This window comes from Veillonella parvula, assembly GCF_047241225.1.
Classification (GTDB): Bacteria; Bacillota; Negativicutes; order Veillonellales; family Veillonellaceae; genus Veillonella; species Veillonella parvula_O.
The window spans coordinates 111,750-125,915 of record NZ_JBKTIE010000004.1 but is presented as its reverse complement, the minus strand read 5'-3'; the positions used below and the strand labels follow the sequence as shown (position 1 = coordinate 125,915).

General features: G+C 39.8%; 16 protein-coding genes. All 16 read left to right on the top strand.

From position 1 onward, the window contains the following. Window positions 1–4 precede the first annotated feature (4 nt). The 16 genes from ACLRYO_RS08710 (at window position 5) to hpt (ending at window position 14,145) form a co-directional block, all read left to right on the top strand. On the top strand, window positions 5–823 hold the full coding sequence (locus ACLRYO_RS08710) for a serine hydrolase (protein WP_287507810.1): 819 nt from the start codon (window positions 5–7) through the stop codon (window positions 821–823). Further along, a complete protein-coding gene (locus ACLRYO_RS08705) occupies window positions 820–2,421 on the top strand; it encodes a peptide ABC transporter substrate-binding protein (protein ID WP_413084816.1) in 1,602 nt (533 codons plus the stop codon). The genes ACLRYO_RS08710 and ACLRYO_RS08705 overlap by 4 nt, the downstream gene beginning before the upstream one ends. A gap of 121 nt (window positions 2,422–2,542) precedes the next feature. Continuing rightward, window positions 2,543–3,481, top strand: coding sequence for a S66 peptidase family protein (locus ACLRYO_RS08700; protein ID WP_278457773.1), 939 nt, complete (start codon window positions 2,543–2,545; stop codon window positions 3,479–3,481). Between the two features lie 150 nt (window positions 3,482–3,631). Next, on the top strand, window positions 3,632–4,792 hold the full coding sequence (locus ACLRYO_RS08695; protein ID WP_287507806.1) for an amidohydrolase: 1,161 nt from the start codon (window positions 3,632–3,634) through the stop codon (window positions 4,790–4,792). Window positions 4,793–4,882: 90 nt separating this feature from the next. Beyond that, window positions 4,883–6,439: an ABC-F family ATP-binding cassette domain-containing protein gene (locus tag ACLRYO_RS08690; protein ID WP_042977186.1), complete on the top strand. Its 1,557-nt coding sequence runs from the start codon at window positions 4,883–4,885 to the stop codon at window positions 6,437–6,439. A gap of 8 nt (window positions 6,440–6,447) precedes the next feature. After that, window positions 6,448–7,017 carry a GTP cyclohydrolase I gene (folE, locus tag ACLRYO_RS08685; RefSeq protein ID WP_004698508.1) on the top strand — a complete coding sequence of 190 codons (570 nt, stop codon included), beginning with the start codon at window positions 6,448–6,450 and terminating at the stop codon, window positions 7,015–7,017. Beyond that, window positions 7,010–7,843 (top strand): dihydropteroate synthase, encoded by an 834-nt coding sequence (gene folP, locus ACLRYO_RS08680; protein WP_316055570.1) that lies wholly within the window; start codon window positions 7,010–7,012, stop codon window positions 7,841–7,843. Before folE ends, folP begins: the two co-directional genes overlap by 8 nt. After that, a complete protein-coding gene (gene folB, locus ACLRYO_RS08675; protein WP_058948500.1) occupies window positions 7,843–8,205 on the top strand; it encodes a dihydroneopterin aldolase in 363 nt (120 codons plus the stop codon). Before folP ends, folB begins: the two co-directional genes overlap by 1 nt. Next, window positions 8,205–8,675, top strand: coding sequence for a 2-amino-4-hydroxy-6-hydroxymethyldihydropteridine diphosphokinase (gene folK, locus ACLRYO_RS08670; protein ID WP_316689753.1), 471 nt, complete (start codon window positions 8,205–8,207; stop codon window positions 8,673–8,675). Before folB ends, folK begins: the two co-directional genes overlap by 1 nt. A 101-nt stretch (window positions 8,676–8,776) precedes the next feature. Continuing rightward, entirely contained in the window at window positions 8,777–9,592 is an 816-nt protein-coding gene (locus ACLRYO_RS08665) for a hypothetical protein (RefSeq protein ID WP_287507799.1), read from the top strand. Window positions 9,593–9,686: 94 nt separating this feature from the next. Next, window positions 9,687–10,634, top strand: coding sequence for an L-lactate dehydrogenase (locus ACLRYO_RS08660; protein ID WP_287507797.1), 948 nt, complete (start codon window positions 9,687–9,689; stop codon window positions 10,632–10,634). Between the two features lie 177 nt (window positions 10,635–10,811). After that, window positions 10,812–11,144, top strand: a complete 333-nt coding sequence (locus tag ACLRYO_RS08655) for an FtsB family cell division protein (protein WP_004698500.1) — start codon at window positions 10,812–10,814, stop codon at window positions 11,142–11,144. Window positions 11,145–11,213: 69 nt separating this feature from the next. Then, window positions 11,214–11,615 (top strand): S1 RNA-binding domain-containing protein, encoded by a 402-nt coding sequence (locus ACLRYO_RS08650; RefSeq protein ID WP_012864039.1) that lies wholly within the window; start codon window positions 11,214–11,216, stop codon window positions 11,613–11,615. Between the two features lie 97 nt (window positions 11,616–11,712). Beyond that, window positions 11,713–12,609: a phosphatase gene (locus ACLRYO_RS08645; protein ID WP_287507794.1), complete on the top strand. Its 897-nt coding sequence runs from the start codon at window positions 11,713–11,715 to the stop codon at window positions 12,607–12,609. Next, window positions 12,578–13,576, top strand: a complete 999-nt coding sequence (gene tilS, locus ACLRYO_RS08640) for a tRNA lysidine(34) synthetase TilS (RefSeq protein WP_287507791.1) — start codon at window positions 12,578–12,580, stop codon at window positions 13,574–13,576. Before ACLRYO_RS08645 ends, tilS begins: the two co-directional genes overlap by 32 nt. A gap of 23 nt (window positions 13,577–13,599) precedes the next feature. Then, window positions 13,600–14,145, top strand: a complete 546-nt coding sequence (gene hpt / locus ACLRYO_RS08635; protein WP_287507789.1) for a hypoxanthine phosphoribosyltransferase — start codon at window positions 13,600–13,602, stop codon at window positions 14,143–14,145. The last annotated feature ends 21 nt before the right edge of the window (window positions 14,146–14,166 follow it).

The window sequence follows — 14,166 nt, the reverse complement described above, 5'->3', positions numbered from 1 at the left end:
TAGTATGGAAAAACTAATTGTTGGCAAGTCCCTGGAACATCAACTAGATACAGTCATTAAAGAATTGGCCCCAGCAGGAAATATATCTTATGCAGTATTACAATTCGATGATGAAGAGGAACCAACACTCATCGCAGCTAGAGGTGAAAATACTGTACATTCTAGTGCGAGTTTAATTAAGGTACTTATCATGGAATATGTCTTTCATTTAGCTCGTACTGAGCAATTGGACATTAATGATACAGTTCCTTTATCTAGAACTCCACGCGTTGAAGGTGGCGGTGCTCTACAAGAGTTAGTTGGTAAACACAGTTTTACCTATCTTGAGTTGTGCCGTCTTATGATGGTTCTTAGTGATAATATTGCGACAAATCTACTCATCACAGTGCTTGGAATGGAAAATATCAATGCTCGAGCAGAAAAGCTTGGTGTGGATGAGATGGAGCTTAATCGCATGATGATGGACCTTAACGCCTTGGCTGAAGGGCGTGATAATTATATTACAGCCATGTCACTAGCTCGTCTGTATAAACATATTTTTGAATGTCGTGATAGAGATGCTTATGGCCGAGAAATGTGGAATATTTTAGGTCGCCAACAATTCCGTGATATCTTACCATTTTACTGGGGAGAAGGCATACGCTTTCACCATAAAACAGGATCCCTTGATCGCGTAGAGCATGATGGGGGTGTAATAGAAACATTTAGAGGTCATTTTTGCTTTATTCTTTTAATGAGCGATATCGATAATGACCGAGGTAAAGAGTTAGGCGCTCAAGTTGGGCGCATCATGAAAGAATTTGTAGAGGAAGCATTGCCATGATGGATAAACGAAACTTGTTAAAACTCATGGTCCTCGCTCTAGGGGTAAGCGTACTCTTATTTGTATTTGGGTACCCTCGTGGTGTTCAACCAATCGATGAACACACAATCCGCTATGTTATTGAGCAGGAACCATCCACATTGGATCCCGCAAAGTCTACTACCTCTCCGGAGGCTACGGTTCAACTTCAATTATTCGATGGTCTAGTTCGTTTGAATGATGAAAGTGAACCAGAAGCAGCACTTGCTAAAAATTGGGAAATCTCCGATGATGGTCGTGAGTATACCTTCCACTTACGACCTAATTTGAAATGGTCTAATGGAGAGCCTTTGACGGCTTATGATTTTGAATACGCTTGGAAGCGCGTATTAGACCCTGAAGTCCATGCGGACAATGCATACATGCTATATGTATTGAAAAATGGCGAAGCCTTTAATACTGGCAAAGCCACGGCTGAAGAGGTTGGTGTTAAGGCGACTGATGAGGATACATTAGTAGTTACCTTAGAAAATCCAACAGCTTATTTCTTGAAATTATTAGCGTCTCATGGCTATTATCCAGTGAGCAAAAAAGCAGTAGAGGCTCATGAAAATTGGGCAGCTAATGCGGAAACTATAGTATCCAATGGTCCATACCGTTTACTTTCTTGGAAGCATAATGGGGAAATGGATTTCATCAAGAACCCTAATTATTGGGACGCAGAATCTGTAAAAACAGAGAAAATGAATTGGCCTATTAGTGAGTCTCAAAGTACGCGTCTCACCTTAGTTGAAGGTGGCGAAGCTGATATGATGGTTGAGCCTCCTGTAGCGGATCAAAAACGTCTAGAAGAAGCCGGCCTATTACATATTGGCCCTATGCTTGGTAACTACTATTACGTATTCAATGTGAAAGCAGAACCTTTCACAGATCCAGATGTGCGTAAAGCCTTTTCTATGGTTATCAACCGTGCTAACATTGTTAATAATATTGTTAGAGGAGGTAAAGAACCAGCTTATGCGTTCGTACCATATGGTATGCTTGAAAGCAATGGTCGTGAAGACTTCCGTGAAGCTGGTAGCTATCTCGTATACGAAGATGTAGAGCAAGCCAAGGAAATCCTGAAAAAGGCTGGCTATGGCAAGAATCGTCCATTGCCGCAAATTACGATTTTGTATAATACAAGTGAATTACATAAAGCTATTGCAGAAGCGATTCAAGATGCATGGATAAATGCATTTGGCGCAGATGTACGCTTACAAAATCAAGAGACAAAGGTATTCTTGGCAGACCGTGAAGCTGGCAAGTACCAAGTAGCTCGCGCTTCTTGGGTTGCCGATTATAGCGATCCACAAAACTTTTTAGAGGTATTCTCTGCTGAAGATAACGATGGTCAGTATCATAGTGATGAGTATAATGAGTTGATTGCACGTATTCGTACAACTCCAAATGGGGCGGCTCGTGATGCGTTGATGCATGAAGCAGAAAAGATGATTTTTGATGAATCTCTTGTTATGCCGTTGTACTTTACAACACAACCATATGTGACAAATGGAACAATTCAAAATTATTTCTGGACCACATTGGGACTTGTTGACTTTAAAAAAGCATACAAATAAGATACACTTAAGACGTACACCTGATGTACGTCTTTTGTTGTATGGGAATATTAATATATTAGTCTTTTGTTGCATGGGAATATTAATATATTATAAGTTAACAGGTATTTTCTGAGGATATATGGACTGGATTGAACCAAAACGTTTGGCACCGGGAATGACCATAGGTATTATGGCACCTGCTAGTGCTAGCGATGTAGATTTACATAGAATAGAAGAAATTTGTAAGGCTAAAGGCTATAAGGTGCTTGTAGGTGAAAGTGCAAGCCGAAAGGGGCTATATGGAGGCACACCTGAGGAGCAAGCCGCAGAGTTTCAATACATGATGACTACAGCTCCTTGTGATGCGGTGCTCGCTTTACGGGGTGGTTATGGAACGATGCGCTATTTAGAACGACTGGATTATAAAGCGATTCGTAAGTATCGTAAGGCTTTTATTGGATACAGTGATTGTACGGCGCTCCATATGGCTATCAATCGATACAGTCGCCTTATTACGTATCATGGGCCTATGGGGGTAGATTTTAAAGCAGAGCGTAAGGCAGATATTGATGCATTATTTAATGTTTTAGAAGGTAAATTAAAAGTCATAGAACCTTTGCCAGAACCTCCTAGAGGTGCGATTGGTACCGAGCTAGGAGAAGGGATTTTGCGTGGTGGTAATATGACGATATTATCCGTTCTGTCAGGAACACCTTATTTTTTAGAGGATGAATCTTGGGAGGATACCTTACTATTTATTGAAGATGTAGGGGAGGCTCCTTATAAGCTGGATCGTATGTTACAACAATTTCGCCTCAGTGGTTTGTTGAGCCGCATTAAAGGCTTAGTGATTGGCACCTTTACAGATTGTGAAGGAGATGAAGATGAACGTGATTATGACTTAGGTTATGAAGCATTGCGCTACATGGAGGAAAATAGAAAACCAGAATTACCAGATCCTTTTGTATGCTATGTGCCAACGGGACATGGTTCACCACATCAAACCTTACCGCTAGGAGCGACGATTAGCTTTAGATATATTTCTAATACCATCATCGTTCATCCTTATACGAAATAGATAAGAGCTTTTAGGTGAATGATTTTAGTTAACAGACAAACAGATAAATAGATATTAGATAAAAATAGTAGTTACCGAGATATTAGGTAATAAAATATTAGGGAATAAGATATTAGATAACAAAGATATTAGATAATAATAAGGGGAGTTATGACACTACAAGAACGAGAGGCTCGTGCCTGTGCCATCATAGATAGTATGGCACAGGAATTACGTGCTGTTTCCTTATATTTACACGATAATCCAGAATTGGGCTTGAATGAGCATAAAGCAGTAAAGGCAATTCACCAATTCTTAGAAAAACAGAATTTTATATCTCAAGTAGGGCTCACCGATATACGTGAGTTACAAACCGCGTTAAGAGCCGACTATAGAGGTAATGCTAAATATAAAATCGCATTCTTAGGAGAATATGATGCCTTACCTGAGCTCGGTCATGGTTGTGGTCATAATCTTATTGCCATGATGAGCTTAGGTGCTGCTGTTGCTTTCAGTCAAAGTGCACCACAGGATTGGGGTACAACATTCTTTGGTTGCCCTGCAGAGGAAACTATCGGTGGTAAGGTATATATGGCAGAGGCTGGTTTATTTAAGGGCTATGAGGCGGCGCTTATTATTCATCCTGGCGGTGAAAATGAGGTGGGGGGCACATCCTTAGCGACACACCCACTAGAGGTTACCTTCCATGGGCGCTCCTGTCATATTGCATCCTTAACAGATTCAGGAATTAATGCCTTAGATTGTGCGGTAGAATTATATCAAAAAATAAAAGAGTTAAAGAGAACCTTTCCTAAAGGGGCTATTGTGGGGGCCATTTTTACCGAAGCAGGTACAGCGCCAAATGTGGTTACACCAAAGGCTACGATTCGCATGACTGTTCGTGGTAGTACAGTGGATGATTTAGAAGGTATTATTTTGCCGGCTATCAAAGCGGCTGCTCAAGAGATTGCAGCATCCTATGGTACTCAAGTTGAAATGCATCATTATGAGCCACTCTTTAAGGATATGCGTCAAGATAAAAGATTATTAGATCTCTTTAAGGATGTGATGACTGAGTTTGGTGAAACACCTCGTATATTGCCTGATGATGAGGCTGATGGTAGTACTGATGTAGGTAATGTGTCCTATGAAGTGCCTACGGCGCAGCCTACGTTGCAAATTGGTTTGGGATTAGAAGCGCATACGCCAGAATTCACTTGTGCAGCAGGTTCTGACTATGGATTGGCACAAGCTATTAAAGGAGCTAAAATTATGGCTGTTGTAGCCTTGCGATATGCCTTGCTACGTGATTACCTAAGTTTTGACATATAGAGGTCAAAAAGGTACAATAGATATAATATTTAAGTAAGTATGAAATAAGCCGTCTTCAACAAGACGGCTTTTATTCCGGTGGAGATAGATATGAGTGTGTTAACCGTTTCAAATGTAACCCATGGTTTTGGAGCGCGACAAATTTTAGATGATGCATCATTCCGCTTGCTAAAAGGTGAACATGTAGGCCTCATTGGTGCTAATGGTGAAGGTAAATCTACGTTTCTTAATATCATTACAGGTAAATTGCCACCTGATGAGGGGAAAATTGAATGGTCCAATCAGGTAACTGTTGGGTATTTGGATCAACATGCTGTTCTTGAAAAAGGTATGACCATCCGTGATGTATTACAACGTGCTTTTGATGATTTGTTCGTCATGGAGCAAAATATTAACGATGCGTATAATCGTATGGGTGATGTATCCGAAGATGAAATGAATAAGCTACTTGAACAGGTAGGGGAATGGCAAGAAATTCTTGAGCAACGTGGGTTCTATGAAATTGATGCGGTTATTGAGCGTACGGCTGCAGGCTTGGGCCTTGTGGATATCGGCTTGGACCGAGATGTAACAGAACTCAGTGGTGGTCAACGTACAAAGGTTTTGCTCACAAAGCTTTTACTAGAGAAACCGACTATTCTATTGTTGGATGAACCTACAAACTATCTTGATGTAGAGCATATTCAATGGTTGCAAAACTATTTGCAAAATTACGAAAATGCATTTATCTTGATTTCTCATGATATGGAGTTTTTAAATTCCGTAGTTAATGTTATTTACCATATCGAACAAGCGGTGCTTACGCGTTATACTGGTGATTATCATCAGTTCCAAGCTGCTTACGAGGTGAAAAAAGCGCAAGCTGCTAAGGCGTATGAACGTCAACAGCAAGAGATTGAGCGTATGGAAGACTTTATTCAACGTAACAAAGCTCGCGTTGCAACGCGCGGTATGGCGAACTCTCGAGCTAAACGCTTAGAGAAGATGGAAATCTTAGAAAAACCAAAAGAGTATATTAAACCTAGCTTTGGTTTTAAAGAAGGCCGTACACCAAGTCGCTTTATCGTAGAGGCTTTCGGATTGCAATTAGGTTATGATGAACCATTAACTAGACCAGTAGACTTTCAAATTGAAAGAAATAAAAAGATTGCTATTCGCGGTGTCAATGGTCTAGGTAAAACTACGCTGTTAAAAACTATTTTAGGTTTATTGAAGCCTGTTAGTGGTGAGTTGGTAAAAGGTGAGTTCTTACAAGTAGGTTATTTTGCCCAAGAGGATACGCCATCCAATTCTGAAACAGCGTTAGACTATATTTGGAATGAATATCCTGCTATGACCAATGCAGAGGTGCGTGCAGCATTAGCTCGTTGTGGCCTTACTAATGAACATATTACGTCTCAAATGCGCGTATTATCTGGTGGTGAGAATGCAAAGGTTCGCCTATGTAAGCTCATGCAGAATAAGTACAATGTGTTGGTGCTAGACGAACCGACCAACCATTTAGACATATATGCGAAGGAAGAACTGAGCCGAGCATTGCGTGATTTTAAAGGTACGATTGTACTGGTTAGTCATGAGCCCGAATTTTATCAAGGTTGGGTTACGGATATTTGGAATATTGAGGATTGGACGACAAAGATCGTTTAGGAGGACCGATGAATCAACGTGCAAAGGACGGGATAAAGCAATTCTTAGAGGCTTTATCTGTTGATACAGAGGCACCAGAATTAGAGAAGACACCAAGTCGTGTAACAGAATTATATAGTGAATTATTCAGCGGTGTAGGATTAGATACGAAAGCTGCATGGGGAGAGACTTTTAGTACAGACTATAAAGGTCTCGTAGCAGTTACAGGGATTCCGTTTTACTCCATGTGTGAGCATCATTTATTGCCTTTTTTTGGTACCGTAGATATCGTGTACCAACCTAAGGATGGATGTGTGGCAGGACTTAGTAAGTTTCAAGATATCGTGAATATCCTCAGCCGTAGACCGCAATTACAAGAGCGATTAGCATCCGAATTAGCTGATGCGATTATGAATGATTTATTTGCTCATGGCGTATTTGTACGCATTACATCGACTCAGTTGTGTATGCTCATCAAAGGTACCATGCAGCAAGATTCAAAGGTTATTACATTAGAAAGCCGAGGCGTATTAGCCGAAAAGGGCACATTAAGAGATGAAGCGTTGGCAATGTTAGGCGGAGGACAGGTAAATGTTTAAACGTAGAAATTATACATGGAATGATGGCAAAAGTTTGTCTTTGTGCGATCGAACCCTTATTATGGGGATACTGAATGGTACACCTGATTCCTTCTCTGATGGAGGTCAATTCAACACACCAGAAACAGCAGCAGCGCATGTAAAACAAATGATTGAAGATGGTGCAGATATTATCGATTTAGGCGTTGAATCTACACGCCCTGGTTCTACACCTTTGACCGCAGACGAGGAAATAGAACGCTTATCTCTATTAATAGAGCCTGTCTTACAGGCCTCTACAGTGCCTGTATCTATTGACACATATCATGCTAAAACTGCAGAATATGCTTTCTCTAAAGGGGCACATATTTTAAATGATGTATGGGGATTACATTATGATCCTGACATGGCCGCGGTGGTGGCTAAATATAAGGTACCTGTTATCATCATGCATAATAGTAATGATACAAATTATGGTGATATCATTGAAGATATGAAAGCGTTCTTCTTCTGTGCTATCGATAAAGCGTTGAAAGAGGGGGTAACGCCACAACAAATCTGGCTTGATCCAGGTATTGGCTTTGGTAAAACTGAAGAACAAAATATTGAAGTTGTGCAACGCTTGGGTGAGTTAACCGCTTATGAATATCCTGTTTTACTTGCGCCGAGCCGCAAGCGTTTCATCGGATCTATGTTAGGCGGATTGCCTCCAGCAGATCGCGATGAAGGTACGGTAGCAGCTTGTATTACAGGTGTATTCCAAGGTGTTGATATGGTGCGTGTTCACAATGTGAAAATGCACAAACGCGCCTTAGCAGTAGCAGACGGCTTGTTACGAGGTGAATAATGGATAGAATCGTTTTAAAAAATATGGCATTCTACGGATACCACGGAAATTTGGCATCTGAGCAAGAACAAGGACAACGATTTTTTGTAGATGTAGAAATAATAACTGATCTTACAAAGGCCGGTCAAAGTGATCAATTAGAGGACTCAATCAATTATGTAGAGGTATATGAAATTGTAGAAGCGATTATGACTGGTGAAAACTACAATCTTTTAGAACGATTAGGGACGCTTATCGCCGATTCCTTGTACCAACATTATCAAGGTATTGTAGGTCTCTCTGTAACGGTGCGTAAACCATCTGTACCGATTTCAGGTATTTTGGATTATGTTGAGGTTATCACTACAAGAGGACAAATTTGATGTATACCTATTACATCAGTGTAGGCTCGAATATAGGGGACAAGAGAGACCACATTAATTCTGCTTTTCAATCCTTACAACAACATGGGGAAATTTCTAAGCTAGTCACTTCTTCTCTTATTGAAACTGAGCCGTGGGGATATACGGAACAAGATATCTTTGTTAATGGCGTATGGTCTTGTGAAAGCACTTTAGAACCACATCAAATGCTCAGCCTTATTCAGCAATTAGAGCAGGCGGCTGGACGAAAACGATTGATTCATTGGGGCCCTCGCACATTAGATTTGGATATTATTTTAGTGTACGATACAGAGGGGAAAATGATTTCTCTGTGTGATGAAAGTCTTGTGATACCGCATCCTCATTTTTGGAATCGTAATTTTGTACTAGAACCGCTATCTCAGCTGTTACCAACTTTCACATATAAAGGGGTTAAGGTTGCCGACCGATTATCTCAATTGGAGGTATAAGCTAGAATCGTATATAAGCTAATGTTAGATACATTGTAAACACGATACATATTGTACGCATGCTTTTACGTTTTATGATTGGGGAGTCATGGAGAGCGTAGATGAATATAAAACGTATTGGATTATTTGTACTGGCACTTATTATAATGGGCATATCTTACTGGCTTGCTGTAGGGGCAAATTATGATAGTAAAACAGTACGTATTGATCCAGAAGCGCATACACTGGTTAATTCTAGTGATGCCATTATTTCAAAACGAATATTAGCGATGAAGACCAGTGGCTCACAAGTGTACTTCTTAGGTTATGAAGGACTAGGGATTTATAATTTATCTGATAATACACTTCGCTTGATGCCCATTACCTTTAGAGGGCAACATATAGAACCTCCTAAATCGGATGATTACCAACGAGGTTTACGGAATATAACAAAGGTAAAAGCATTGTCTGACTTCAGTAATGATGAGCAAGACGAATTTAAAAGTTTGTTGGACTCTACCGATGGAGGGGCCCATTATTATGGTGACTTTTACCATTCTGGTTATGAGTCGTCTCTCATTGATTTGAAGGACCAGTATTTTATTACGAATACAGTACGTGCATTAAAACGTGTTAATCATACATTATATGTGTATGATGGATCAGGTTTTATTATTATAGATTTAGATAATCGTCGCATCCAAGGTTTTTTTAATAATCGCATTAGTGGTGAAGGCTCTAAGGGTGTGCCTGATAGTTTACGTGGACATTATGGTTCTGATTTTACTATGATATATGCTTTATCCAAATTAGATCCTAAAGATTTGGATATCTTATGGTCCATGCGTAAACAATATTTAGAAAAATCTCCTCAAGCGATGGAAGAAAAAGATTTGTTCCCACTCAATTTGGATGAGATGAATTTAAATGAGTTATGATTCTATTAAGGTAAATCATATACGGATATACGTGATTTAAATGATTGGCATTTGAGGATATGTTATCGTTTTATGCTAAGGTATGGAGGCTCTTATGAAGTTACGCAAGGTAGGTATTATTGGTACTGGACATGTAGGCTCTCATGTGGCATTTTCTTTGGCCTTACAAGGTGAGGTTGATGAATTATATATGATGGATATTGACGAGAAAAAAGCTCAAGCGCAAGCTATGGATATTAATGATGCCGTTAGCTATATCCCACATCAAGTAACTGCTACATCAGGTCCTATTGAAGCATGTGGAGATTGTGATATTCTCGTTTTTAGTGCGGGACCTTTGCCGAATTTGTATCAAGATCGTCTCGAGAGTCTTGGTGAAACCGTAGCTGTACTTAAAGATGTTATTCCACGTATCAAGCAATCTTGCTTCAAAGGCTTTATCATTTCGATTTCTAATCCCGCTGATGTAGTAGCCACTTATTTATGTAAACATCTTGAGTGGAATCCTAAACGTATCATTTCAACGGGAACAGCGCTAGACTCAGCTAGATTACAAAAAGAATTAGCTCATATCTTTACTATTAGTAATCGCTCTATTACGGCCTACTGTTTAGGTGAACATGGAGGTAGTGCCATGGTGCCGTGGTCCCATGTCTGTATACAAGGTAAACCACTTTTAGAATTATATCGAGAGCTACCTCATAGATTTCCTAAACTTGACCATACAAAAGTACTAGATGATGTTAAAATTGGTGGCTATCATGTACTAGCTGGTAAAGGCTCTACGGAGTTTGGGATTGCTAGTGCTACCACAGAATTGATTCGCGCCGTATTCCATGATGAAAAGAAGGTATTGCCTTGCTCCTGTTATTTAGATGGACAATATGGAGAAGAAGGAATATTTGCATCTACTCCTGCTGTTATTGGTAAAGATGGTATCGAAGATGTTTTTGAACTGCAACTAACCAATGAAGAGCTAGCCTTATTTAAAACTTCTTGTGCTGTCATTCGTGAACATGTTGTAAAGGCTGAGTCTATGTAAGTGGATGTTTACTTTTGTATATAGAAAGTTTACATTGCATATGGAGTTTTAAATTTATACGGATTTATGTTACCGTTCTTAATGAGAAATATCTGTAATTTTCTTTAGTCCCAAGCTCTGTTATGTGGTATAATCTAAAAATGACAGTATACAGATGATGAATATTTGGGGGACATTATGACTCAGGACACTATGGATGTACAACGCCCAAAAAGGCCGCGCAAACGGGTTCGTCCTAATCGCAAAGCACAGGATCAGCGTATTATCCTCATGTGGATCAAGCGAATTGGCATAGGGATTATGGTGCTGTTACTGTTAGGGCAGGCTTATCGCTTGGTGGCTGTATATCAAGAAAAACAACATATAGAGCAACAATTGCAAGAGTTACAGCAGCGAAATGAAGAGTTAGAACAGGAAAAGGCCAGGTTACAAGATCCAAAGACCATAGAAGGGGTTGCTCGTGAGGAGCTAGGATTGGTAAAACCTGGTGAAGTACCATATGTAAAATAGAGTGTATTCTATTATTTTTTCTTTTCATCAGTTTGTAGTTTAAGGTTTCCGCATTAATTAGGAGGTTGCATGGCAATCGAAGTTGGTAACATTATTGATGGTACCGTATCAGGTATTACAAAATTCGGCGTATTTGTTGATTTAGGAGAAAAACAAACAGGGTTAGTTCATATTTCTGAAGTAGCTCATGGGTATGTCGAAGATATTAATACTCTTTTAAAGGTTGAGGATCCGGTAAAGGTTAAGGTTTTATCCATTGATGGTAATAAAATTGGCCTTTCGATTCGTCAAACACAACCTAAAGAGGGTATGGACGAAGAAAAACGTCCTCATCGTGTTCAATCGAAACAAAGTATAGAGTCTTTCGAAGCGAAGATGAAATCATTCTTGCGCGATAGTAATGAACGATTACACGATTTAAAACGCAATACCGAAGGAAAACGCGGAGGCCGAGGTGGTCGTCGAGATTAATAGTGAGAGATGGCATCTAGCCATCTCTTTACTTATGTATAGAGTATTAACGCTATAATAGTATTAGGAGAAATCTATTTATATGTAAGGAGCGATTATGAAGTTAGCAATTATCGATATTGGCTCTAATTCGGTGCGCTTATTATTGGCTACCTATGAGAATAACGAGTGGCGTTATGAGCCTAAGCAGTTGTGGACTACTCGTTTAGGTCAACGAAATGCAGATGGTACCTTGCGAGCTGAATCCATGGAAGCATCCTATCAAGCTTTTACAGATATAAAAAAAATAGCAAGCCAATATGGTGCTGAGTATTACTTTGGTTTTGCTACGAGTGCTGTTCGTGAAGCGGCTAATGGACTTGCATTTATGGAACGTATTAATGAATACTGTCCCATGGAGTGGCGAATTTTATCTGGTGCTGAAGAGGCTATTTATGGTTTTAATGGTGCGTTAGGAGATCAATTAAAGGATGGACGTCATTATACGACCATCGATATTGGTGGAGGTAGTACAGAGCTTGCATTAGGTAACAAAAATGGAGTGTACTGGAGCCGTTCCTATCCTGTGGGGGCTGTACGACTTCAATCTATGTCTGATGAAGGGCCTCAACGAGTATGGGAGGAAACACGATTTCTCTGGGACCCGATGATGATCGAAGGTGAATTTGGTGAATTTATCGGTATTGGTGGCACTCTAACAACCTTGGCTGCTATTGATTTAGGCTTAGACCACTATGATGGTACAAAGGTGCAAGGTCATAAATTGAGCCGTGAAACTGTAGAAGGTATCATTATGAAATTGCGCTATATGAGCCGCGATGAGAGATTACAAGTGAAAGGTTTACCGGCAGGTCGTGCCGACATTATCGTTGCTGGTGCGGAGATTTTAACGTCCTTTATGGATTCTTATGAGGTCTCTCATGTATTTGTGAGCGACCAAGATGGTATGGAGGCGATGGCCCGTGAATGTGAAAGCACTCATTCGAACCGTTAATCACACTTTAAAATTACATGATATATTTCCTGAGAATTGTCGTATCTTGGTAGCTTGTTCTGGTGGTCCTGATTCGATGGCTTTATTGCATTTATTGCAAGATATTGCTACACATCGCCATACAGTATATGAGCTTGGAGTTGCCATCGTAGATCATTGTATTCGTTCTGAAAGTAAGGATGAGGTTCTATGGTTACGAAATCAAGTGGAAGCACTAGGACTGCCATTTTATACGGCGACTTTTGACGTGCCTAAATTGAGTCAAGCTCAAAAGCTATCAGAGGAAACTATAGGCCGCCAAGTTCGGTATCAATGGCTAACCGATATAGCACAGTCTGAGGGGTATGACTATATTGCAGTAGCTCATCATAAAGATGACCAAGCCGAGTCAATCTTAGCACATCTCATTAGAGGGACTGGACTTAATGGTTTGACAGGCATGGCCGTTGTTAGTAATGATTATAGTATTCCAGTAGTAAGACCTCTGTTAGATGTCACAAAAGAAGAACTACTTTTATATTTGAAAGAAAAAGATATTTCTTACTGTGTAGATAGGACAAATGAGGATGTGCGATATCAAAGAAATAGAATTCGTCATCGCATTATACCTGAGTTAGAAACTATTAATCCTAACGTTGTTAATACTGTCGTAAGACTAGGGAATTCTGTACGTGAAGATGTAATACTTATCTCCCAATTAACGGATACGGCATTTAATGAGTTAGTAACTATCTCTGATGAGGGCGCGTTTATATCTCGTAGGGGGTTACGTAAGAAGCCGTTGGCTATCCAACGTCGATTGTGGCAAAGACTGGTGAGCATCTTTGATCCTGAAATCAAGCTTACCACTGCTCATCAAGAGCAATTACTCGACATTGTTAACACTGGGGAAGGGAAAACTTTCAATATTAAAAGTATAAAAGTAAGTGCTCAATGTGATACAATAAAGGTATATTGCAAACATTAATATGAATCGCGGAGGTCATATAGATGCATCAAGATGCAAAAGATATTTTATATACAGAGGAACAATTAAAGGCTCGTGTGGCTGAATTAGGTCGTCAAATCAGTGCTGACTATAAAGGGGAATCCGTAGTTCTCGTAGGTGTATTGAAAGGTGCTATCGTTTTCTTTACAGATTTAGCTCGCTCTATCGATGAGAATGTGGATGTAAGCTTCGATTTTATTTCTTGCTCTAGCTATGGCAGCGGTACAACTAGTACAGGGGTAGTTCGAATTTTAAAAGATTTGGATCGCTCTGTAGAAGGAAAGCATGTACTCGTTGTAGAAGATATTGTAGATACGGGTACAACATTACATTACTTGCTAGAAAATTTACATGCTCGTGGAGCTAAAAGTGTACGCCTTGCAGCGTTGTTGAATAAGCCTGAACGCCGTAAAATGGATGTAGAAGTAGACTATGTGGGCTTTGTCATCCCTGACTACTTTGTTATCGGCTATGGTTTAGACTATGCAGAAAAATATCGTCACTTACCTTATATCGGTATTTTAAAGGAAGAAATGTATCAAAATTAAAAATATGATATAATATATGAG